Annotated in this window: 19 protein-coding genes and 1 pseudogene; 11 read left to right on the forward strand and 9 right to left on the reverse strand. The window is 44.6% G+C overall.

The window, feature by feature from the left end; genetic code table 11:
* Positions 1 to 46 precede the first annotated feature (46 nt).
* The 4 genes and pseudogenes from QTN94_RS02460 (at position 47) to QTN94_RS02475 (ending at position 3012) form a co-directional block, all read left to right on the forward strand.
* The gene (locus tag QTN94_RS02460; RefSeq protein ID WP_331416575.1) at positions 47 to 700 is read left to right on the forward strand and encodes a DUF2491 family protein; all 654 of its coding nucleotides are present in this window, start codon (positions 47 to 49) and stop codon (positions 698 to 700) included.
* A 1-nt stretch (position 701) separates the two neighbouring features.
* Complete coding sequence (locus QTN94_RS02465) at positions 702 to 1751, forward strand: ion channel (protein ID WP_331426735.1); 1050 nt, start codon at positions 702 to 704, stop codon at positions 1749 to 1751.
* A 281-nt stretch (positions 1752 to 2032) separates the two neighbouring features.
* Positions 2033 to 2263: pseudogene (locus tag QTN94_RS02470) on the forward strand (isopenicillin N synthase family oxygenase); the annotation flags it as partial.
* 131 nt (positions 2264 to 2394) lie between these two features.
* Positions 2395 to 3012: a DNA-J related domain-containing protein gene (locus QTN94_RS02475; protein ID WP_331416577.1), complete on the forward strand. Its 618-nt coding sequence runs from the start codon at positions 2395 to 2397 to the stop codon at positions 3010 to 3012.
* A gap of 5 nt (positions 3013 to 3017) precedes the next feature.
* Here the strand turns inward: QTN94_RS02475 and QTN94_RS02480 are convergent, their stop codons facing one another.
* The 5 genes from QTN94_RS02480 to tesA all read right to left on the reverse strand — a co-directional run bounded on the left by QTN94_RS02480 (position 3018) and on the right by tesA (position 9354).
* Positions 3018 to 3557, reverse strand: coding sequence for a GNAT family N-acetyltransferase (locus QTN94_RS02480; protein ID WP_331426737.1), 540 nt, complete (start codon positions 3555 to 3557; stop codon positions 3018 to 3020).
* Positions 3558 to 3616: 59 nt separating this feature from the next.
* Positions 3617 to 5272, reverse strand: a complete 1656-nt coding sequence (locus QTN94_RS02485; RefSeq protein ID WP_331426739.1) for an ABC-ATPase domain-containing protein — start codon at positions 5270 to 5272, stop codon at positions 3617 to 3619.
* A 67-nt stretch (positions 5273 to 5339) separates the two neighbouring features.
* Positions 5340 to 7262, reverse strand: coding sequence for a sensor domain-containing phosphodiesterase (locus QTN94_RS02490; RefSeq protein ID WP_331426741.1), 1923 nt, complete (start codon positions 7260 to 7262; stop codon positions 5340 to 5342).
* 228 nt (positions 7263 to 7490) lie between these two features.
* Positions 7491 to 8678, reverse strand: a complete 1188-nt coding sequence (gene fabV / locus QTN94_RS02495) for an enoyl-ACP reductase FabV (RefSeq protein WP_331416581.1) — start codon at positions 8676 to 8678, stop codon at positions 7491 to 7493.
* 76 nt (positions 8679 to 8754) lie between these two features.
* Positions 8755 to 9354: a multifunctional acyl-CoA thioesterase I/protease I/lysophospholipase L1 gene (tesA, locus tag QTN94_RS02500; protein ID WP_331416582.1), complete on the reverse strand. Its 600-nt coding sequence runs from the start codon at positions 9352 to 9354 to the stop codon at positions 8755 to 8757.
* Between tesA and QTN94_RS02505 the strand changes: the two genes are divergently transcribed.
* The 3 genes from QTN94_RS02505 (at position 9353) to QTN94_RS02515 (ending at position 14192) form a co-directional block, all read left to right on the forward strand.
* Positions 9353 to 10024, forward strand: coding sequence for an ABC transporter ATP-binding protein (locus tag QTN94_RS02505; protein ID WP_331416583.1), 672 nt, complete (start codon positions 9353 to 9355; stop codon positions 10022 to 10024). The two genes, tesA and QTN94_RS02505, sit on opposite strands and share 2 nt — an antisense overlap.
* 2 nt (positions 10025 to 10026) lie before the next feature.
* A complete protein-coding gene (locus tag QTN94_RS02510; protein WP_331426743.1) occupies positions 10027 to 12468 on the forward strand; it encodes an ABC transporter permease in 2442 nt (813 codons plus the stop codon).
* A 284-nt stretch (positions 12469 to 12752) separates the two neighbouring features.
* Entirely contained in the window at positions 12753 to 14192 is a 1440-nt protein-coding gene (locus QTN94_RS02515; protein ID WP_331426807.1) for an FAD-dependent oxidoreductase, read from the forward strand.
* Positions 14193 to 14214: 22 nt separating this feature from the next.
* Here QTN94_RS02515 and QTN94_RS02520 read toward each other — a convergent pair whose 3' ends face one another.
* From QTN94_RS02520 to QTN94_RS02530, 3 genes are read right to left on the reverse strand one after another with little or no spacing between them, the layout of a single operon-like run.
* The gene (locus QTN94_RS02520) at positions 14215 to 15147 is read right to left on the reverse strand and encodes a biotin-dependent carboxyltransferase family protein (protein ID WP_331416585.1); all 933 of its coding nucleotides are present in this window, start codon (positions 15145 to 15147) and stop codon (positions 14215 to 14217) included.
* Positions 15144 to 15851 (reverse strand): 5-oxoprolinase subunit B family protein, encoded by a 708-nt coding sequence (locus QTN94_RS02525; protein WP_331416586.1) that lies wholly within the window; start codon positions 15849 to 15851, stop codon positions 15144 to 15146. Before QTN94_RS02525 ends, QTN94_RS02520 begins: the two co-directional genes overlap by 4 nt.
* Positions 15851 to 16603, reverse strand: a complete 753-nt coding sequence (locus QTN94_RS02530) for a 5-oxoprolinase subunit PxpA (RefSeq protein ID WP_331426745.1) — start codon at positions 16601 to 16603, stop codon at positions 15851 to 15853. Before QTN94_RS02530 ends, QTN94_RS02525 begins: the two co-directional genes overlap by 1 nt.
* A gap of 172 nt (positions 16604 to 16775) precedes the next feature.
* Between QTN94_RS02530 and QTN94_RS02535 the strand changes: the two genes are divergently transcribed.
* The 4 genes from QTN94_RS02535 to galE all read left to right on the forward strand — a co-directional run bounded on the left by QTN94_RS02535 (position 16776) and on the right by galE (position 22364).
* Entirely contained in the window at positions 16776 to 18809 is a 2034-nt protein-coding gene (locus tag QTN94_RS02535; RefSeq protein ID WP_331416587.1) for a TonB-dependent receptor plug domain-containing protein, read from the forward strand.
* The gene (locus tag QTN94_RS02540; protein ID WP_331416588.1) at positions 18799 to 19296 is read left to right on the forward strand and encodes a YfiR family protein; all 498 of its coding nucleotides are present in this window, start codon (positions 18799 to 18801) and stop codon (positions 19294 to 19296) included. Before QTN94_RS02535 ends, QTN94_RS02540 begins: the two co-directional genes overlap by 11 nt.
* Positions 19296 to 21263, forward strand: coding sequence for a sensor domain-containing diguanylate cyclase (locus tag QTN94_RS02545; protein ID WP_331416647.1), 1968 nt, complete (start codon positions 19296 to 19298; stop codon positions 21261 to 21263). The genes QTN94_RS02540 and QTN94_RS02545 overlap by 1 nt, the downstream gene beginning before the upstream one ends.
* Before the next feature lie 84 nt (positions 21264 to 21347).
* Positions 21348 to 22364 (forward strand): UDP-glucose 4-epimerase GalE, encoded by a 1017-nt coding sequence (gene galE, locus QTN94_RS02550; RefSeq protein ID WP_331426746.1) that lies wholly within the window; start codon positions 21348 to 21350, stop codon positions 22362 to 22364.
* Between the two features lie 83 nt (positions 22365 to 22447).
* On the opposite strand, the gene QTN94_RS02555 is transcribed toward galE, so the two are convergent.
* Positions 22448 to 22585, reverse strand: a complete 138-nt coding sequence (locus QTN94_RS02555) for a TIGR02808 family protein (RefSeq protein WP_331426748.1) — start codon at positions 22583 to 22585, stop codon at positions 22448 to 22450.
* Positions 22586 to 22590: the final 5 nt, after the last annotated feature.

Below are 22590 nucleotides of genomic sequence, written 5' to 3' on the forward strand. Positions count from 1 at the left end.
GGCGACTCTTTGGAGTCGCCTTTTTTCTCTGCTACAAGGATTTCATATGTTAAATAGAATAAAAAAACTTTTCGGTGGCGAGCCAACTCCGGTGCCATCGCAACCAGAAAAACCTCAATTGCCTCAAGTCCTAGGCTTACACCTTGGCGGCACATTTACTTTGGATGCACTCAAACTTCGTTCCCTTGAAAGTTCATTGATCATTGAAGGTGCTGCACCAGAGCAAAGGATTGAAGCAATAGGGGTTGTTGATTTGGATGAACGCCGAAAAATCGTTCGCTACTACACTGATGATGATGGGTTCCTTCAGATTCAGTTGGAAGACAATGAAATAATCGAGATTATCCTTTGGTACTTTCACGATACAAAGGGAATTCTTGATGCTGATTGGCAACCACTTCTTCGCGATAAAATAGCAATTGGTCAATACGAACTTGAAGGTCACCAGTTCACTCAGTCGTTTGAAGGTAACAAACCTGAAGTAATCACAGAGAAAACGTACTTCAAGAACGGAACGGAGTCTGAAACTGACCAATTCTTTATGCCATATATTCGTGAGATTGATAGTCATCATGCAAGTGTAGAATTGTTGCTTGTTTGTGCCGAAGAGAAGTACAACAAGGTTTCTGGCAACCTAGAGCATGAGTTAGTAATTTCAACAGGCGTACATCTGAACCCTATCGATATTAAGAACAATTAAAATGCAGAAAAATATCTCAAAGAAGTTAATTGAGCTTTGGGATGAGTACTTCTCAGTAGTTGCAGATGGCCTAGGTAAATTGCATTTAGGCCTGCTAACACTGAGTTTTGTTCTCATTGTCTATTTTGGTTACCTGCTATTAGGCGAAGGTCACTTGATCGAATCACCAATTAGGATGACCTATTATTTAGTAACTGTAGGCTCCACGGTGGGCTTTGGGGATTTGCACCCGCTAACTGAGATAGGACAGGCATTCACGGCACTTGTTGTGATACCTGGCGCTCTAGGGTTATTCGCATTGGTTGCTGGTAAATTATTGGCAAAAGGAATGTCTCTTTGGTACAGGAAACAAAAAGGTATGCATACAGTTAGAAACAAGTCTGATCATATAGTGTTAGTCGGATATAACCAAAATCGGACCCCCTCACTGGTAAAACAGATTGCTCGAGAAGATAAAAGGGATATTGTGCTCATTTCAGTAGAGCAACATGAAAACCCGTTGCCGGATTTGGTTTCTTTTATCAACGTCCCTTCGTTTACCAATGAAGATGAGTTAGAAAGATCAGCTTTAAGCCGAGCTAGCTGCATCATCATCGATACCGACGCAGATGAAAATACGCTGACGATCGCTCTTTTTGCGAGTTCTCTAAATGGAACTGCTCATTTAGTCGCTCATTTTAATGATCCTGTTAAAGCAAAAATTCTTAAGTTACAATGTCCAAATGCCGAAGCTATCTCCAATCTCAGCACAGAGCTTCTGGCCAAAAGTGTCATAGATATTGGGTCAAGCCTCTTACATAGTGAAATGGTTAGTGCTGAACGCGGTCAGACTCAATATGGGATTGAAGTTAAGTCTGAATGTTCATTTAAAGTATTGGATATTTTCATAGATTTTAAGCAGAAAACTGAATCTACAATTATTGGTATGAGGCGTCGAAATGAGGAAGTTGTCATACTTAACCCTGACCTCGAGATGATTATTCATCCAGGAGATACTCTCTACTACATAAGTGATGAAAGAGTTGATTTTGATGAATGGCCAACTCCATAAAGTGAAGGCGAACCAAGTGTTCGCCTTTGTTGTTTTTAGGCGGATTACAACATAATTTCTAGTTGCTTTTTGTACAGCGATTTAGGATTCTGTTACAATTTATTCTTTCTAGCAAATATCTGATCATTACCTATAAGGTGATTATTCAGTTTTCAGATGGCTAGACTAGGGTAAATGTCAACGAATGTGGTTCTAGTCAGTTAATGAATGCAGAGGTATTTTCAAGTGGTTACAAATCGAGAAGTGTTAATAAGGGAACTGGTGTAAGCGTTTATCGGAACCTGAATACCCCATGTGGCTTCGGTAACTTGATCATCAACATTGGCGATATGCTACAAGAAGCATCGGGTGGATATTTCCCATCGACCACACACCGCGTGATCAACCCTGATGGCTCACGTCAAGAACATTCACGGCTGTTCCTTCATCCAAAACCAGAAGTCGTCTTATCTGAACGCCATACCGCAGATAGTTACTTGATGGAACGCCTAAGAGAGCTTGGTGTCATTTAGTCTGTATTCATTCACCAATTAAGAGTCAGCAAAGGTGGCTCTTTTTTATGGCTCAGGCGACAAATGTAACAAGCAAGACTCGACAAATAAGTGATTATGTCATTTATTGAATAAAAAAAAGAGAAAGGCTTATGGACGATAAACAACAACTCACTGCCCAGTTTCAGCAGTATATGGAAAACCCGTTGCTTTGGCCGGTATTAGAGGTTCTAAGAAAACACCCAAGTGGCTGGAAAGTCCACACTTTGGCTTCTCATTTGGGCGATCTTGGTTTTATCCCCGTACTAGACCCTTCTCCAGAAAAAGATCTATTTAAGCGTAACTTTCTTATCATGAATGCGCTCTACCAACTTCAGGAAACGCTCTATCCAGAGAAATGGCTGCAAGTTGAAGCGATGAATATTGTTCTGATGCCTGCACATCAAGTCGCAGGTCATAAAGTCGACGTAAACGACCCACTGCGTGATTATTACATCCACTGGAAGAACTATGAAGCGGAAGAGGGCGAAGTGAAACGTTTACTCAATGAGTTCTGGACGCGCTACCGTCATTCTGTTGGAAGCACCAATGGAAAAAACATGGACAGAGCGAAGGCGTTGAGTCTATTTGAACTTCATCATGATGTGAGCCAAACAGAAATTAGAAGAAGATGGCGAAAACTGGCGCTCAAATGGCACCCAGATCGTGAGAAAGGAGACAGTGAACGTTTTCGAGTTCTCTGCGAAGCATGGAACGTACTACGCCATTAACGCGCTCATAAGCGGTTAAATTCTTCTTTGAGTATTGCAAGGATCGTCGTGTTCCACCAGCGTTGTTTAAAATAGCGATTTTCAACCAGAGTCGCTTCAACCCGCATTCCAAGTCGTGAGCATAGTCTGATTGCTGCTCGGTTTTCAGAGATGGTTTCCGCATAGGCTCGATGAATAGACAATTGGTCAAAGCCGTATTGCAATAGGGCTCTCATTGCTTCTTCACTGGCTCCTTTTCCTTGTGTTCCACGCACCAAACCACAGCCGATGGACGCTTGTTGTTCGTTTTCGACGCGCAGAGCGGCAATGCCTAAGTAGCTACCGGTCATCTTATCGGTAATCGCCAAATGGAACTGTTGGCGCGGTTGTTGTTCAGCTTGTGTAATGAACATCTTAACCAGTTGCTCACTCTTGGTTTGTGAGCAATCTTGTTCATTGTAAAAACGTTGATACTTGGGATCTTGGCACTGTTTAACGTAGTGCTGAATGTCCTCTTGAGTAAAATCTCGTAAAATAAGATGTTCGGTTTCCAGTATAAAACTCATGATTCATGATCTAAAAAGCGCCAGTTAAGGCGCTTTATACATCAGTTACGGTTAAAACATCATTTCGATGGTTTAAATTGAGAGCTACGCATTCTATTTAGTGCTGCCATCACATCTAACGGGCGTGGTTTCGCTAGATCGCCTTGGTTTGGCATGAGCGCAGACCAATCACCATACAGCATTTCTTTAATTTCTTTCGCAGGATTATTTACCCAGCCAGGGCGCTGAGCCAGTTGGAACCATAGCCAGCCAATGGCATTGACTTCAGCGCTAGACTCTAGTTGTTCGAGCGCAGTCAGATCGGTGAACTCTTTGCCAAAGCGCAGTGAATCGATGCCTTTGGCTGCGACTCGAAATTTTCCATCGACTAAGATTTTTTGTAGAGCTGAACAGTTCAGTGCTCGTGGACGAAAGGTTTCTAACTCCGCTTCGCTTTCATTGTGACGCTCGGTTGGATGCTGAAGCACAACTTGTTTGGCTTTCGCGGTCACATCGACAGGCTGATAGTCATGCATCTGAATAACGGTATCGGCTACGTCTAGATAGTCACCTGAACCACCCATAACGATAATCGTCGATACATCCATTTGATCCCTTAGCTGACCGATGCGATCAACGAGCGGAGTAATAGGTTCATCGCCTTTACTTACCAACGCCTGCATTCGTTCATCACGAATCATAAAGTTGGTCGCTGAGGTGTCTTCATCGATGAGTAAACCACATGCGCCCGCTTCAATAGACTCTTGAAGCCATGCGGCTTGAGACGTTGAACCGGAGGCATCTTGAGTCGAGAAATCTCGAGTATCTTTGCCCATTGGCAGATGGTTAATGTAGTTAGACAGATTGAGATTGTGGACACAACGACCATCTTCAGCTCGGATCTTCATCGCTCCGTCGTTAGTGACTATGGTTTCACGACCGTCGCCAGGAATGTGATTGTAGATAGAGCGCTCAATTGCTGTTAGCAGCGTCGACTTACCGTGGAATCCACCACCGACGATCAGAGTAATGCCTTTCTTGATACCTAGGCCTGTGATCGCGCCTTGGTTTGGGGTCTCTATTGTCACCTCAAGTGATTGCGGAGCAACAAATGGGATGGCATCTTTCATTGGTAAGTCGCAGTTGCCAGCAACTCGAGGCAGTATCGAACCGTTCCCAACAAACGCGATAAGCCCTAATTTATCAAGTTGGCTACGCAAAGCATATTGGTCTTCAATGACCTCACAATGATGTTTCAAGGCTTCTAAGTCTAGTTCACGCTCAAGAGTGGCTCGACGTATGTACTTAGGCAAATGAAAAGTCAAAAGGTTATCCGCTTTTTTGCCTAACACTGAGCGTCCCTCTGCTGGCAGATTGACGCGAAAACGCAATTCTATGCCTTCATCGGTGAATAGAACTGCCGTGCTGTCGAGTACCGCTTGTCCTGTTAAACTGATACTGAGTAAAGAGTCTTGTTTGGCAAGTTGTGCGAAACTACGCGCAATAAAATCGCGCGCTGCAATCTGGTAGTGTGCAGATTTCTTCAGTAGCCAAGCGAGTCCTGTTAATGACCAAGGGCGAACGGCACGCACACGTGATGCTGAAGCGTATGGGTCACCCTGTACGTATTCAATATGGAATGTGTAGTCACCGAAGTCGTAATCGCCTTTGATTTGCTGGTACGCACGGTAGTTCTGTTTTTCAATTTTCTTTAGCTTTGCAGTTAACTGATCCATCTTGATATCGTCGGTTAGGAACACGAAAGGCGAGGATTATAGGAATCGCTCGCCTAAGAGTAAAGGATTAGTGTGGTTGTGATGAGTAACTATATTTCATCGACGAAGATATCTGATTGTAAAGATTGTTTTCGAATTCATCATAGGGCATTGGTTTACCATAAAGGTAGCCCTGACCGATATCACATCCTTCGGTGATGATAAACGCCTCGTGCTGTTCGTTTTCTATCCCCTCAACGGTAACTTGTAAGCTCAGCTTCTGTGCAATACTGATAATCGAGCGCATGATCTCTTTGTCTTGTTCACTTTCATCAAGTTGATGGACAAAGCTCTTATCGATTTTAATGGCGTCAAACGGAAATTTTTTCAGGTAATTGAATGATGCGTAGCCCGTACCAAAATCATCTAGTGACAGCGTCACTCCCAGCTTGTTTAGCGACTGCAGCGTGTTACGTGCAACGACTTCATCCGCAATCAGACCACTTTCAGTAATCTCAAGCTCTAAGTAGCGTGCAGGTAGTTCGTAGGCAGTGAGCAGATCTTCAATCTGATTGACAAATTGTGGACTTTGCAACTGCACTGCAGAAACATTGACACTGACGCGAAAGTCATCCACCTTGGCAGACCATTCTGCGGCTTTTTGAATCGCAGAACGAAGCACAAAGCTTCCCACTTCAAAGATGAGGCCGTTTTGTTCCGCTAAGTGGATTAGTGTTTCATTGGAAATATCACCGAGAATAGGGTGTCGCCAACGAAGAAGTGCTTCTGCTCCTACCCAACGATGGGTTTCCGGTGACACTTTAGGCTGGAAATAGAGAAGCAGGTCATCGTTACGAACAGCCTGAAGCAGGTAACTTTCAAGTTGGCTGATGTTTTTCTGTGTATCGGAGATGTCCTGAGAGTAAAAGCTGAATTTATGACCGGAATCTTTACAAGATTGCATCGCTTCAGAGGCGTATTTAAGTAGACTTTTAGCACACTGGCTTTCGTCTGAACTGGCGACACCAATATAGCTATGTAGGTGTAGGCTTTCCCCTTCGACAGTAAACTTTGATTGGCTGACATCGACCAACTCCTGACATAGCAGATAAATATCGCTGTCGTAGCTGTTGGTTTCAAAAATAAACACCAAGTCAGTGGAGCTTGGACGTGCGGTTATCACATTCAATGCTGAGTGTTGATGGAGTCGCTGACGAAATTCAATAAGGATGTGTTCCCAAGTTGAGTAGCCATACTTAGATTGAATACGTCGTCCGTTGGTAAAGCCGACGTGCAGTACACCGACTTTTCGGAATTGATTATCCGAGACATTTTGGATCAAACGACTTGCCTCTGACTCGAGTGCTGAACGATTCAAAAAACCGGTCCCCAAATCATGCAACTGCTGATAGCGTACTTGACGCTCGGCGGCGCGGCGCTTGTCGATCTCTTGGTTTAGAGAAAAGTTGAGTTTGACCAGATCTTGTGTTCGAGTTTGAACGCGCGATTCCAACTCGCTGTTGAGTTGTTGAAGGTGGTAGTTTTGAAAAACGGTTTTTAGTTGTGCCTCAATGGAGTCACGAAATGACATCAACAATTGTTGATAGGTTTGATTAAACGGGTTTTCAATATTATCGAGCGCGCAGATGGTTCCGAACATTTTACCGTTAGGCCAACGTAAGGGTAAGCCGCAATACGCTAGCATGCCGAATTTCATGTCAGGATTGTTTTGCCACTGGCTATCCTTGGACGCGTTAGGCACCAAAAGCAGCCGACTTTCGTTGATCACCGTTTCACAGTAAAGACCTTGGCCTAAACCCTCTTTGTCCCCAATGTGATAGGGATGGGCATTGTTATTGTTCACGCTAAACACTTCAATATGCTCTTTGTGCACGCGCATGATTAAAGCGGCTGGTACGGAAATAATCTCAGCTAAAAGGTTAACGATAACTTGCCATCCCGAGCTCATTTCATCAGGAATTACCATGTTGTCTGTATTTAACTTAGACATACAAACTCCCTGTTGTTAATTTTTTATAAGGGCAGTCCTTGCTCTCTGTTTTAAGGATAGTCGTTACGATGCACATACGGGTAAAGAAATGTTTAATAATTAAACGGTGGACGGCACAGGAGTTCAAGGATGCATGATGAAATAGACAAAAAAAAGCCCCAAGGCTCAGCTTTGGGGCAATCAATACACTTTGTCTTATTAATGAGACGTGGTTTTAAAACAATAACTTCATTTTATAAACTTATCAATATTGATGTCGGTTGAATAATCTACACCTTGCAAATCGAATCCGTTTAAATTGAGGAACTCATGCTTGAAGCCAGAGTAATCACCTAACTGCATGAAGTTGCCGCAATCCATTTCACTGATTAACTGCTTAACTTGTGATTGTGTATCCGCATCAAGTTCCCAGTCATCCATTCTAATCAGCCTTTCACCATCAACAGGGACAGGCTCAGAGCCGTAAAGTTTGCAACTAAACAGACGTAGCATTTGTTCGATACATCCCTCATGGGTGCCTTTCTCTTTCATCACTTTATACAGAGCGATAATGTATGGGCTTAGACCTGGTATAAAGACACTCGCTTTGGTCACCAACGCTTTACAGACGGTTGCGTATGCGCCGCCTTCGAAGTTCGCCATTTTCAGATTCAAGGCATGGCTGGTTTGATGCAGGTCTATTTTCGCTCGGCCTAATGTGCCATCAAGGTAGATTGGGTGAGTCAGTTCTGGGCCAATATAAGAAAAGGCGATCGTTTTACAACCATGAGCAAGCGACTCTGAATTGATCAGAGCATCGATCCATGCTTCCCAGTCTTCGCCACCCATGACCTTGCGTGTCGCTTCTGCCTCTTCTTCGCTCGCAGCTTCTAACTTTGAGTTGTACCACTTATCATTTTCAAGCAGTAGCGTAGTCCCTGACACAGGTTGACCAATAGGTTTAATAGCAGAGCGCCAGAACTGTCCTGGTTGTTCTTTTGGTCTCACGCCTGACGCAACACTGTAAATAATCAGGTCAACTTCACCTTCAAAATAGGTTTCGATCGCTTCAATGACGTCATCTTTTATCTGTTTAGAAAAAGCATCACCATGGATATTTACAGCGATTCGTCCCGCGCGTTTGGCGTGGCGTTTAAAATAGTAATTGTTGTAGAAACCCGCAGACCCTGTCCCTTGTTCAGAAGGTGCTTTTTCAAACGATACGCTAATGGTGTCAGCCTGAGCACCGAATGTCAGAGCAATTCGGGAGGCTAGGCCAAAGCCAGATGAACCACCGATGATTAAGACGCGTTGGGGCCCGTTGGTTATGAGTTGAGAAGACTTTACATATTCAATTTGGTTAAGCACGGCTTGCTCACAGCCTAATGGATGTGCGCTGCGTGCAACAACGCCATCTATTACAGGTTTTATAATCATTTTTTGTCCTTCACCTACTGAGGGTATTCGGAGAAAATTAACGTAAAGCTATGTAAACTTCATTGAGCTAGGGCAACTAGAAGTGATTAATTAACTGATTGGCAACAAAACTTGAAATCCAAGCTTGTGCCTCCGGCTTAGGGTGAAGGCCATCGTCCATCATCCACTCAGGTTTGATAATCACACCTTCAAGGAAAAAGGGCAGTAAGGGGACATCGAGCTTTGCAGCTAATGAAGGATAAACGGCTGAAAAGGCTTCAGTGTAACGCTTGCCATAGTTTGGCAGTACATGGATCTGCATAATAAGTGGTTTGGCATTTGTTTGCCTAATTAATGCCACCATTTGTGATAAGTTGTTTCCAATCAGACCCGGTGGAAAGCCACGCAGTCCATCATTGGCTCCAAGTTCTATTAGGACGTAGTCAGGTTTGTGCTGCTCTAACAGTTTAGGAAGACGTGCTAAACCATTGCCCGTTGTGTCGCCAGAAATGCTAGCATTGATTACGGTAACATGTTGATCCTTATTGGCGAGATCTTGCGTAAGAAGAGATGGCCATGCTTGCTCGATCGGCATTTGGTAGCCAGCGCTAAGGCTATCACCGAGAATCATCAGGGTTTTGCTATACGCAGGATTAATAAAAGTCAGTAAAAGTACAAAGGAAAGTAGTCGAAACATGCAAACATCCGTAATTAAAGCACACTCATTGTCTAAGATAGTCTCTACTAAACAAGAGCAATTAACAATCCTTGAAGACGTCAATCTCGACATCAAGGAAGGAGAAAGTGTCGCTATTGTAGGGACATCTGGTGCTGGAAAATCGACACTGATGACATTGCTGGCAGGTTTGGACATCCCCACCAGTGGTGAAGTGAACCTTCTAGGACAATCGTTACACACGCTTGATGATGAAGCGAGAGCGGCTATTCGCAGTGAATCGGTTGGCTTTGTGTTTCAAAGTTTTTTACTCATCCCGAGCCTTAGCGCGTTAGACAACGTCACTCTCCCTTGTTTGCTGAAAGGTGAAAGCGAAGATAAGCAAAGGGCGACGACGTTACTTGAATCTGTAGGGCTTGGAAATCGTATCCATCACTCTCCAACGCAGTTATCCGGTGGGGAGCAGCAGCGTGTAGCTTTGGCACGTGCTTTTATGATTCAGCCTAAAGTACTGTTTGCCGACGAGCCAACGGGTAATTTAGATGAACAAACGGCGAGCACGATCATTGAGCTACTGTTTGAACTGAATAAAAAGCATGGTACGACACTGGTTTTGGTGACGCATGATCAGAAACTCGCGAAACGTTGCGATAGGGTGTTGACCATGAAAGCAGGCAAGCTGGAGGCTTAGTGATGGGGAAATCAAATCACGGAGCATTTAACAGTCAGATGATACGCTGGAGCATTAGCGAGATCAGACAAGGCCAATTATGGCCAGTCTCGATTGCATTGGTGATGATCATCGCGTGTATATTTGCCCTCACCGCGCTTGCAGAGAGAATGGAACAAGTGGTGGTCAAGCAGGGTAAGCAAGCATTGACCGCAGACACAGTATTTACCTCGTCAAACCCTTTGCCTGCCACGCTCACAAAGCTCGTAGAACAAAGTGGTCTCACTGCTTCACAACAGACACGTTTTGCAACCATGGCATTTAGCGACAATGCGATGAAACTTATCACCGTTAAGTCTGTTGATAGTCGCTACCCGCTGCAAGGGGAGATGCGACTGAGTGATGACAAGCTTGAATATTCAAAAGTGGAACCTGGGCAGCTTTGGCTAGACGAACGGCTATTTGCACAGCTACAAGTTGAAATTGGTGACGCCGTCACAGTTGGCGACGCGGATTTTACCGTCAGTGGGCGAATAGTCGAGGAACCCGGACTGAGTTTTAACCCGTTTCAACAAATGCCATCTGCGTTTATTCATAGTGATGATCTAAGTAAAACAGGTGCGGTGCAAATCGGTAGCAGAGTTCGCTACAGCCTGTTCATTGACGCAAACCAGTCGGAGATTGAACAGCTCAAAGCGAACGTCACATTGACACCTAGTGACCGTTGGCGTGACCAAAATAGTGCTAGCCGAACCAATGAAGTATTTCAGAGAACGGAACAATACCTTTCCCTAACGGTGGCGATAGTGATCATCATGGCAGCGACGACATTGGTGTTAACTTGCCAGCACTACGTAGCAACGAGGAAAAGAGCCATTGCGATGCTCAAGAGTTTAGGGGCGAGCAAACGTTGGTTAACTCGCTGGTTGCTGACTCAGGTATCCATTCTTCTTATTTCTGCTATTGTACTGGGCACGTCTTTAGGCATACTGCTTGAGTTTTTGCTAAGAATACCATTGGTCGATTTATTACCTAATCCACTGCCTAGCTATGGTATCAAACCGGCAATAATAGCAATAACCACCAGTATTCTGATTGCCATTCCTGCGTTAGGAATTCCGCTGCTCAATTTGATTAACGTCAGTGCGGTAAATGTGATGCAAGCTGAGCAACATTCTCTGCAAAGCAAGCAAAGATATCTGTTACTTTTGTTCCCGCTAATCCCCATGTTAGTCGCGTATTACGATAATTTATTGGTGTGGATAGTGTTAGCCGGAATGGGCGTATTGTTCATTGTGTTAGGGCTACTGAGTGTAGTGATTACAAAATCACTCGCTAAGATGCCTTTGTCTCCTCCGCTCAAGTTAGCGTTGAGCAGAATAAATCGTTCTATGTCAGCGACAGGAATTCAGTTCGGTGCTTTAGCTCTCTCTTTGATGTTGCTGTCAACGATGTGGCTAGTACGAACCGATCTGCTATCCGATTGGAGTAGAACCATACCCAAAGATGCCCCCAACGCGTTCGCCCTTAACATTGCACCTTACGAAAAAGAGGGTTACTTGAAAGTTCTGGATGATAACGCTATTGAGCGTTCTCAGGACTATCCAATCATTCGCGGTCGCTTACTTGATATTAACGGGGTTGACGCTAAGTCGCTGGCCAATGGTCCTGAGTCGAGTGACGCGTTGAGAAGAGAGATAAACTTTACGTTTGCTGATGGCATTCCGGCTCACAATCAATTGATCACAGGTCAATGGAGTGAAACCAATGGTGTGTCCGTCGAACAGGATGTGGCCGATGAACTCAATTTATCTATTGGCGATGAGTTAGGTTTTGTCATTAATAGCCAAACCGTGACGGCAACAGTTAACTCGATTCGTTCTGTTGAGTGGCGGGATATGAAGCCTAACTTTTACTTTATCTTTACCAAAGACGTACTAGCCAACATACCGGCTACTTACTTAGTGAGTTTTCGGGTTGAAGATAGTCACAACGAATTGCTCAATGGTTTATCTCGTCAATACCCCACAGTCAGTCTGATGGATATACGAGTGATGGGCGCTAAGATTCAGCAACTGCTTGAACAGATTGTTTGGTCGATAACATTACTGGCAGCAATCGGTGTATTGTCTGGATTATTGTTGATTTTCACCTTGTTGCGTTTGAGCTTAGGGCAGCGACAGGATGAAATTCAACTTTACCGGACGCTAGGAGCGAGTAAAAAGCGTGTAGAACAAACCATTTGGGCTGAATATGGATTGATGTCTTTGATTGCGGCTTTAATCGCATCAATCGGATCAGAAGCTGTCGTTGGGGCTCTGATGGTGTACGGATTTGATCTTAAGCCCAACCTACATCTCGTGCTGTGGATTACACTGCCGTTAGGTACTTTTTTCACATTGGCGCTGGTGGTTAACAGCCTAATAAAAGGCCTACTAACCCCTATAAATAAGGCAGTTAGCTAAATCTATTCGGCCAAGTTGTTCAGTTATCCACAAAAACGGTGGATAAAGTTTGGGATAACTTGGCCTGTAGATAAGTTACAATTTGCCACAAGCCTCTATAGCAAAAGCCCGTCAACGATTTGTTATTCACAGAAGCAATTATTTCTGGTTTCACCATTTTTGAGTCAAGCACTTTTTTCATTTTTTTCGTCAAAATGTCACTAATTCACCATGCAAAAATTGTGATTTTATTCACTCGTTAATGGCAGTAAAATATCCTGAGAATGAACGAATTAGCCACATTAATGCAATCTGAATCGCAACAAATTCGCACTCCTAGCGTCGCCATTATTGGCGGCGGTATCGCAGGAGCAACGGCCGCTGTCCACATGGCGGAGTTGGGCCTAAACGTACACCTAATCGAGAAAGGATCTGGGCTGGTCGGTGGTCCGCCGATATGCCATCTCCATGCTGGTGGAAATTTGTACAGAGAGATCTCGACTGAACAATGTATCGAGCTACTAAAACAATCCATCGATACCATTCGCTTGTATCCGCAAACCGTCAATAAACGTCCAACGGTCATCGCGGTGCCATACAGTGATGGAGGCTCGCCTGAAGAGCTCTACGAGCGCCTTATTACGATTCAAGACTGCTATGCTGAACTTGTAAAACAAGACATAGCCAACAAGGTGCTTGGTGAACCCGCAGACTACTACAAGTTTTATAGTCGTGATGAAATTGAAGCCCTGGCATGCTTAGAGCAACCCCAAAATCCTACTACCATTGATGAATGGCTGATTCCTTTTGCCAAGCATGTTGATTTGGAGGTGTTAAAATTTCCGGTTGTTGCTGTTCAAGAGTATGGGTGGAGTGTTTTTCGAATTGCAGCAGCAGCGACGTTGGCTCTAGAAAAAATGCCTAACTGCCAACTTAAGGCACAAACTCAAGTGATAGGTGTTGAAGAGTCAGACCAAGGTTGGACAGTGGAGTGTATCGACAGAGAGGGAAACATTGAGTTTCTTCAGGTAGATTACTTGGTCAACGCTTGTGGTTATGAGACAGGATCAATCGATGACTTAGCGCAGAAACCACGTGAACGTCTGGTCGAGTTTAAAGCGGCCTATGTGACACATTGGCCACAATGCGAAGAACTTTGGCCTGAAGTAATTTTCCACGGACCACGTGGCACACCAAACGGAATGGCACAGCTGACACCTTATCCTGATGGTATTTTTCAATTGCATGGCATGACCAAAGACATCACATTATTTGAAGATGGTTTAGTTGCTTCTAGCGCTGATTCATCACAGCCAAGCTTACCACTGCGGTTGAAAACTAAAATCCAGAAAGGCTGGGATGAGGACGTTATTATTCAACGAAGTCGACGTGCAATAGAACATATGGCGCGATTTATCCCTGATTACTCCGTGGCTCATGAGTTCGGTACACCATTGTTTGGTGCACAGCAAATACCCGGCAAGGATGACACATTGCGTGCGGCTGATGTGACGTTTGAAGGCAAGCACTACGCGCGGGTGGAGGTGGTGAAAGGTTCATCAGCCTACGAAGCGGCGGTAAAACTCGTCCAGCAGTGGCAACTGTTTCACTACCAAGACCTGACGATTGAGCAGCTTCATCCGATCACGCTTGCTCTTAGTGAGGCAGAGATTGAGAGCAGAGCGAAAGAACTGGCGCAAGCGAGAACATATCCACAGCAACTCGCTCAATATTATGGTCAATAGCGGTTATTAGGGCCGCGTGGCCCTAATAGCCGAAGAATCGTGCCCATTGACACCACACATCCTGCAAACCCAGTAAATCACCCCGTACAAAGCGGACTTTTTGCCCAGGTTTCGCTTGCGCAAGGCGAGGCAGGTCAATCCTTGCCACACAACCGATTTTTGGATAGCCGCCGATAGTCTGCCTATCATTTAGAAGCACTATGGGTTCACCACTTGGCGGGATCTGAACTGAACCTAGTGCAATTCCTTCGCTTAAATATTCTTTTTCCGGCGCTGCAATCTTATTACCAGAGAGTCGATAACCCATGCGATTGATCAATTGGCTGACATCAAATTCAAGATTGTACAACCCATTAATAGCGTCACGTGAAAAATCACCTACCTGATAACCTTCTATTAGACGTAGTTCGATAGGCAGGTTGTAATCCGGTTTATAGCGGAACGTCATTTGTACTGGTCGACGATGGGGGACATGCGGCGCAAATTTGAGTACATCTCCAAGTGATAGTGGACAGCCTGATGCTAACCCACCCAACTGATCTCGCGTTACGGTTGCGGCACTGCCTAACTGAGGTGGAACGATGAATCCGCCTTTAATCGCTAGGTAACTGCGTAAGCCATTTTTAGGTAGTCCAAATGTAAGACGTTGACCTTTGCTCGCTTTAAACGTTGACCAGTTTTCAAGTGGTTGCTCATCCAGCCGTGCGGCAAGATCACCACCAGCGATGGCCATTTCACAGCTTGAATGAATAAGAAACTCTGCCTGACCTAAGGTTATTTCAAGTGTGGGCATGTTGACCGTGTTGCCCAGCAAATGGTTCGCCCAGCTATAGGCGTAGTCATCAACAGGCCCACCTTGTGTTATACCAAAATGCGCAAGGCCAAATCGACCAAAGTCTTGGATCAAAGTCTGTTGACCCGGTTTAATGACTTCAACGTAGCACTCGTTTATCATTGCCATCCCTCAGTTATTTGCCCGCCTAGACTAATAAATTCATCTAATTCAATGCGTTTTAAACGTACACGTGTACCGATAGTAAAAGGCAGGATAGGGTGACTATTGGGATGGTAAAGGTCGATAGGACAATTGCCTATGATGTTCCACCCTCCAGGACTATCGCTTGGATAAATCGCGGTTTGGTGGTTCGCGATACCGACGCTGCCCTTTGGTAAAGATACCCGAGGAGTGCGTTTTCGTGGCAGTTGAATAGCGGGGTCAACTTGGCTAAGAAAGGCAAATCCTGCTGAAAATCCAATCGCACCTACCGTGTACTCAGCATCGCAGTGGCGTGAAATCACGTCGTCAATGGCTATTCCTTTTTCAGTATAGAGTTCAAGGTCTGGACCCACTGAAACATCATAATAGATAGGCAGCTCTAAGATATCTGGCTGATGGTACTCCGGCATGTGATGTAACGCTTCGGTCACGAGTTTTTCCAAATAGGGGACGAACTCAAAAATTGAAATGCGGTGAGGAAGGTAGTCAATAAGGATTGAATCAAAGGAGGGAGTGACATTCATCACCCAGACCCCAAGCTGGTTGCTGAGATAATGACTGATTTCTCCAATGACCCAAGAAAGGTGGTCGTTAGGATCACTATGAAAACGGATTAAAATTGAACATTCCGCAACGGGATCAATGGACGTGTCAATGTTCATTAGCCCGACCTCTCTTGTTGGATTAACGATCTGATTTTCTCGATGATCTTGATTCCCTGTTCGTTATCACCATGCACGCAAATCGTGTCTGCATCGAGAGCAATAGAGAATCCGTCTATCGTGCGAACTTTCCCATACTGAACAATTTGTTGAACTTGATTGAGAATATCGTCTTCGCTGCTAATAACGGCGTTCGGCATACTGCGGGGCGCAAGTTGTCCATTGGCTTGATAGCGTCGATCAGAAAAAGCTTCAAATAACAGAGGCACATCATATCGATCGGCGATGTCGAGGAGTCGTTGATTATCTGTGATAGCGAGAGTCATTAAAGGTAAGTTAAAGCTAGAGACAGCATCAACCACGGCCTCAAAGATAACCATATCTTTTTGCATGTCGTTATATAGTGCCCCGTGGGGCTTTATGTAACTGAGCTCGCAGTTGTGGCTCTCACATAACCCTTTAATCGCTCCAATTTGGTAGATAAGCATCGCAGTAATTTCTTCTGCTGGCATTGGAATACTGCGTCTGCCGAACCCTTGCAGATCGGGGTAACTGGGATGCGCGCCGACCTTAACGTTATATTTGATCGCAAGTTTAATTGTATCACTCATGATCTTAGGGTCGGAGGCATGAAATCCGCATGCGATGTTCGCCATATCAATATGTGGCATGACTGATCGGTCATTACCCATTGTCCAAGAACCGAAGCTCTCACCCATATCACAATTGAGACTGATTGAACGTTTTATCATCAATGAAAGAATTCCCTAATCAAATCACCTAGTAACATGTTTCAATTGACTAAATTAAACAGTGATCGGTTTCATTTTTTAGCCAACAAACTGAAAAAACTAATTTGTTATGTGTGTAATTAAATATTGATAAGTGGAATAATATAATTTGCTAATATTGTCAGGTTCCTGAATGTATAAAAGATCACTATTCTCCATGGTTCTCCTCACAGCTTCGACGGTTGCTCATAGCGAGAGCGATCTCGATGAATTGGTATCAATGAGTTTAGAAGAGCTTTCCCTACTGCATGTAACTGTCGATTCTGCTTCGAAGTTTTCTCAAGATCTCGCTGATATTCCTGCTGCGGTTTATGTACTGAATGGAGAGCGGATTAAGCGAAGTGGCGCAAGATCGTTAGCTGACGCTCTTAATCTAGTGCCGGGGCTTAGAGTGAGTCACTATTCCGCGGCGGAGCCGATCGTATCTTCACGTGGCTTTCACAGTGGCCTATTTAATAAAATGTTGGTTCTTCAAGACGGACGTAGCCTTTATAGTCCGATATATGGTGGCGTCTATTGGGCGGATGTAGATTATCCGATGGATGACATTGACCGCATTGAAGTGCTTCGTGGGCCTGCTGGGAGTATTTGGGGAGGGAATGCGGAAAACGGTGTGATCAACATTGTGACGAAGTCAGCGACGGAAACGTTAGGCGGGCAAGTCTCCTTCAGTTATCAAAAGTATGGCAGTTATGATCTCTCGGTACGCCAGGGTTTATCGCTATCATCAGACATATATGCTCGTGCCTACTATAAGCATAAGTCTGAAGTCTACCAGCCCATCACGCCAGATACGCGCTGGAACATGCACAGTGCAGGCATTGTTGTCGAGCGGCCTCATCAGTGGATATTACGCCTAGGAGGAGAGAAAAGTAGCGTCATTCAAGATATGTTCACGGTTGACTACGCTAATGGCTTTGCCACTGGGACAAGTTATTCCAATGAAACCATCACTAGCCATTCCTATTACGCACAACTCGATACTCGCCAAACTCTCTCAGACAATACAGAAAGTAATTATCGCTTCTGGCTTCAACAAAACTACGACTCTGCTTATGATGCCCCCGGAAAATATTCAACTTTTGACGCCGAGTTCAACTTCTCGACGCAACTGACTCCGCGTCAGCAGATTATTTATGGCGGTGGTTACCGCTATATCGCTCTCGATCTAATGCATCAGTTCTCAGGCTATGATCTCAACTCAGTGGATTATTATGTACGGTTGTACAATATCGACTCTGCTGCCGACAGTATTGTAAATAGTTATATCCAGCATGAAGGACAATGGACTAACAAGCTAAAAACGGTTGTGGGTGTTAAAGCTGAGTATTTTGAACAGGGAGATAGCTTAGAACTTTCTCCGCAATTAAGAGCCATTTACGATGTTGATTTCATTAGCAGCGTATGGGCTGGAGTAGGCAGGGGTATCGTTGCTCCTTCTTATATGGATACCAACTCCATTTTCATTGCCAATCATCTGTATTGTCCAGCAGGAAGAGATTGTTCAAGTGATTTCCGTCATCTTGAATACTTCTATCAACTGACCCTGCCTTCGGCAGAGCGAGATCTAGAAACTGTCATTACCTACGATATAGGCTATCGCTTAATTACGGAGGATGTCGAGCTTGATGCGTCTGTGTTTTACAGCCATTACGACAATATCGATGGCGTCGAATATCAAGGGCGTTATCCGGGTTATGACCAAATTGACATCTACCAGTTAACTTATAGCTATGTTGTCGACTCTTATGGGGTAGAAATTGCCACTCGTTGGATGATCAACGAGTCTTTGTCCTTGTATGGTAGTTATAGTTATCTCACTCTAGATCATGATTGGCAGCCTTCGTCTACGAGTAACGGAAGTGCAGAAGGAAGCTTATCTATAGATTCTCAACATTTGGCGTCTTTGCAAATGTTATGGCAGGTCACTCAACAAATTCAGTTTGACCTTTTGCTCAAAGGGCAAGAGGTGAATTACGTGAGTAATGCCCATTTGGACAATTACCTCACGCTTGATGTGAGGTTGGCGTGGCAAGCTAACCCTAGTGCGCCGTTAGTTGAACTATTGGTACAAAACCTTGCCGAGAATCAGGGATTCTATGAAGACATAAACAGTTTCTATTTGCGTGAGGAACTCATCGCGTTGAGGCTGAGTTATGAATACTAAGCATTTTCGCTCATTCTGGCTTATTGTTATTGGACTACTACTGGGTAGTAAGCAAGCTTGTGCAGCGCCGTATAGTGAAGATCAAATTAAGGCCGTCTACCTCTATCGCATCGTGAGCTTTATTTATTGGGAAGCGGAGGAGCAGATGGATAGCATCAATATTTGTCTTCCCGACAGTGAAAAAATCCGAAGTCTACTCTCCGAGATTACCCAAGGAAAAATAGTACGAGATAAGCCTATTCGAATTACTAGCGATAATTGTAATCTTGTCTATTTATCGCAAAGAAGCAGTTTGTCGCTGCTCAACTCTTATCCCAAAAGCACGGTTACTGTCAGTGACGTTACGCGTTTTACTGAATACGGCGGCACCGTGGAGCTGGCGACTAAAGCAGGACGAATAAAACCTAAAGTTAACCTCGACAACCTTGGCAGCTATCGAATATCTTCAAATTTATTACGTGTTTCAGACGTTGAGGGGGAGCTATGATGAAATCACTCACCGATCTGTCACTCAAAAGTAAATTGATCATACCGATCATCGTGTTTACTGGACTTGTTTTCCTATTGTCTCAGGGGTATGCGTTTTACCATGCTGTGGATACACAGAGAGATAATCTAATCAACCGAGTCAGTGTGCTGGCCAAAGGTGTGGCGTATAACTTACAAGCGGCCATTCTATTTGATGACAGTTTAGCCGCGAAGGAAGTGTTGGATGCTTTCTCTGCGGATGAAGAAGTGGCGAGGGTTAAACTCTACACTCCTGACGGTCAATTGTTCGCTATGTATGAGAGAGAGGGTCCTGTAGCACCAGTTCCGACAGAAGGACAACGGAATGAGATCAACCGACAAGGGTATTCGATCGGTAAGGATCATATTTTCTTGCTGGTTCCTGTCGAGCTAGAACAAGAAGTGATTGCCAAACTGAGGGTGATTATATCGAAATCCTCCTTCCAAGAACTCTATGATCGCGCGTTGTTCGATAGTCTGATGTTCTTGCTCTTGATGGTGTTAGCTGGCGTTGTATTGTACATGACCGTGCAGAAATACATTGTCGAACCAGTCTACCAGTTAAATATCGGTATGCGTTCGTTTATCGACAGAAAGCAAAATACTCTAAATGTACACCCGACGGCTAATGACGAAATTGGTGCGCTGGTTCGTGCCTTTAACACCATGCTGGATAGATTGAAGCAAAGAGACCAACAAGTTGAATACACATTAGATAGGTTGGAAGAAGAGAAATCGTTCGCCAATGAAGTGGTCGAGGCGGTAAAACATGCGCTCATGGTGGTCAATTCAACCGGTGAAATTATTCATTTTAATGCTTCCGCTTGCCAAGTGTTCCGTTGTACGAGCGCGTTTCTTAAAGGTGCGAATATTCTCGACTTTATTGGTGGGCGAAACTCGGAGAGCATTAAGCAGGCACTCAAACAGCAGCATGAATTTATCGACCAACAGTTTTGGGTAACGGATGTGTTTGAACAGCGTCAGTTACTTCAAGTCAGTTGCGCCAAACTGACCAAGTTAGGTCAGCTTCTGTTTGCGATTCAGGACGTTACGGAGGTTGAACTAGCGCTACAAAGGCAGCGACTAGCTGCTGGCGTGTTTGAACACAGTCAGGACGCGTTGATAGTCACTGATGAAAATGACGTTATTACCATGGTCAACCCTGCATTGACATTGTTGCTTGGCTACCCTCAAGAGTCATTATTGGGAAAAAACACCGATGACATCTTCGAATGGCAGCAATTCCGCTCGCTTATGCCAACAATCAAAGAGGCGGTGATAAGTTATGGGCAATGGCAAGGTGAGGTATGGGAAAAACACATCTACGGACATCAAGTTCCTATGTTTGTAAAGGTTTCGCGTATCGTAAACAATGACGACGAGAATGCATTTGACTATGTCTATATTTTAACCGATTTGTCGAACCTTAAGGAGATGGAAAGGCTAGAACATCTGGCGCACCATGATTCCCTTACCGGTCTAGCGAATCGAGCCAAGCTTTATCGGGTACTGACGGAAGTACTCAAAAGTGAACAAGAAAACAGAACTGGTCTCGCGTTACTCTATCTCGATTTGGATGGGTTCAAAGGTGTGAATGACACCTATGGCCACGACGCGGGGGATGAGGTGCTTAAACAGGTATCAGAACGCCTTTTGTCACAGGTGAGAACCAATGACTTAGTCGCAAGGCTTTCCGGTGATGAATTTGTGGTGTTAATCAACAATACGACCAAGCAATCTATATCTTTATTAGCCGAGCGTCTAATTGCATTGATCCATAAAGACATTGTTTACAAAGGCCGTGTTTTGAACGTAGGTGCTAGTATTGGCGTACACTTTGTAGAGGACTACGACGAGAGTATGGACGAAATGCTTAAAGCAGCGGACATGGCAATGTACCAAGCCAAGGCGAGTGGAAAAGGTCGATTTGTCATCAATCAGGATTGATTGTTCTGCTAAGTGTATCCCTATCCTGTATTTTACCCCGACTTTTGGTTAATATTTGCCTTAATAATTCAGAAGGTTAGTGATATGAATATTTTGGTTACCGGCGGCATGGGTTACATTGGCAGCCACACCTGTATACAGATGATTGAAGCGGGTATGACGCCAGTCATCTTTGACAATTTGTACAACAGCAAAGCATCTGTACTGGATCGTATCCAAGATGTAACGGGCGTTCGACCGATGTTTATCGAGGGCGATATCCGCGATAAGGCGCTGCTCGTTGATGTGCTAAAGAGTAATGACATTCAGGCGGTTATTCATTTTGCTGGGCTTAAAGCGGTCGGTGAGTCGGTCGCGATGCCGCTGGAATACTATGACAATAACGTCAATGGCAGCCTGGTCTTGGTTGCCGCGATGCGCGAGGCCAATGTGAAAACACTCGTTTTTTCGTCTTCTGCAACTGTGTATGGCGATCCGGCGAGTGTGCCAATTACTGAAGACTTCCCGACTAGTGCGACGAACCCTTATGGTCGTAGTAAATTGATGGTTGAAGAGTGTCTATCCGATTTTCAAAAAGCAAACCCTGAGTGGAGTATTACGCTTTTGCGCTACTTCAATCCTGTTGGCTCACATCCATCAGGTGAACTCGGTGAAGATCCGCAAGGCATTCCAAACAACCTTATGCCGTTCGTCTCTCAAGTCGCTGTTGGTCGTCGAGAATTCTTGTCTGTATTTGGCAATGATTATCCAACCAAAGATGGTACGGGTGTTCGAGATTACATTCATGTGATGGATCTATCAGATGGTCACGTTGCCGCGTTAGACAAGGTCGGTCAAAAATCGGGTCTACATATCTATAACTTGGGGACAGGCAATGGCTACAGTGTTATTGAAATGGTAAAAGCTTTTGAACTTGCCTCTGGTAAAAATGTGCCTTACCAGATTGTCGCGCGTCGCCCCGGTGATATTGCAGAGTGTTGGGCCGATCCAAGTAAAGCCATCAAAGAGCTTGGTTGGCAGGCGAAGCGAACTCTTGAAGAAATGACGAGTGACACATGGCGATGGCAGTCGAACAATCCACAGGGTTACCCAAATAAATAGCAAAAAAAACCACCGCAAATGCGGTGGTTTTTTTTACGCTTGATACAAAATAGGCAAAATTGTGTCAGCGCGGAGGGGAAACGTTATTCCGCCTCTTTATCTTTACCTAGCGATAGTATCCATAGAGAGATTGCAGCGACTACCGCAAAGCCAGATAAAATGATAAAAGGCATGGCACCATAGCCGAGGATATGCCAGATAACGGATTCTAAAGTACTCATTTTCT

The sequence above is a fragment of the Vibrio sp. M250220 genome (assembly GCF_036533795.1).
Lineage (GTDB): Bacteria > Pseudomonadota > Gammaproteobacteria > Enterobacterales > Vibrionaceae > Vibrio.

Bases quoted from the DNA above. Each gene is read 5' to 3' on its own strand.
- QTN94_RS02460 (WP_331416575.1), top strand. From the start codon at position 47: ATGTTAAATAGAATAAAAAAACTTTTCGGTGGCGAGCCAACTCCGGTG.
- QTN94_RS02465 (WP_331426735.1), top strand. From the start codon at position 702: ATGCAGAAAAATATCTCAAAGAAGTTAATTGAGCTTTGGGATGAGTAC.
- tesA (WP_331416582.1), bottom strand. From the start codon at position 9,354: ATGTTTCGACTACTTTCCTTTGTACTTTTACTGACTTTTATTAATCCT.
- QTN94_RS02525 (WP_331416586.1), bottom strand. From the start codon at position 15,851: ATGAACATTGACACGTCCATTGATCCCGTTGCGGAATGTTCAATTTTA.
- QTN94_RS02530 (WP_331426745.1), bottom strand. From the start codon at position 16,603: ATGATAAAACGTTCAATCAGTCTCAATTGTGATATGGGTGAGAGCTTC.
- galE (WP_331426746.1), top strand. From the start codon at position 21,348: ATGAATATTTTGGTTACCGGCGGCATGGGTTACATTGGCAGCCACACC.
- QTN94_RS02545 (WP_331416647.1), top strand. From the start codon at position 19,296: ATGAAATCACTCACCGATCTGTCACTCAAAAGTAAATTGATCATACCG.
- QTN94_RS02475 (WP_331416577.1), top strand. From the start codon at position 2,395: ATGGACGATAAACAACAACTCACTGCCCAGTTTCAGCAGTATATGGAA.
- QTN94_RS02485 (WP_331426739.1), bottom strand. From the start codon at position 5,272: ATGGATCAGTTAACTGCAAAGCTAAAGAAAATTGAAAAACAGAACTAC.
- QTN94_RS02540 (WP_331416588.1), top strand. From the start codon at position 18,799: ATGAATACTAAGCATTTTCGCTCATTCTGGCTTATTGTTATTGGACTA.
- QTN94_RS02520 (WP_331416585.1), bottom strand. From the start codon at position 15,147: ATGATAAACGAGTGCTACGTTGAAGTCATTAAACCGGGTCAACAGACT.
- QTN94_RS02555 (WP_331426748.1), bottom strand. From the start codon at position 22,585: ATGAGTACTTTAGAATCCGTTATCTGGCATATCCTCGGCTATGGTGCC.
- QTN94_RS02490 (WP_331426741.1), bottom strand. From the start codon at position 7,262: ATGTCTAAGTTAAATACAGACAACATGGTAATTCCTGATGAAATGAGC.
- QTN94_RS02510 (WP_331426743.1), top strand. From the start codon at position 10,027: ATGGGGAAATCAAATCACGGAGCATTTAACAGTCAGATGATACGCTGG.
- fabV (WP_331416581.1), bottom strand. From the start codon at position 8,678: ATGATTATAAAACCTGTAATAGATGGCGTTGTTGCACGCAGCGCACAT.
- QTN94_RS02535 (WP_331416587.1), top strand. From the start codon at position 16,776: ATGTATAAAAGATCACTATTCTCCATGGTTCTCCTCACAGCTTCGACG.
- QTN94_RS02505 (WP_331416583.1), top strand. From the start codon at position 9,353: ATGCAAACATCCGTAATTAAAGCACACTCATTGTCTAAGATAGTCTCT.
- QTN94_RS02515 (WP_331426807.1), top strand. From the start codon at position 12,753: ATGCAATCTGAATCGCAACAAATTCGCACTCCTAGCGTCGCCATTATT.
- QTN94_RS02480 (WP_331426737.1), bottom strand. From the start codon at position 3,557: ATGAGTTTTATACTGGAAACCGAACATCTTATTTTACGAGATTTTACT.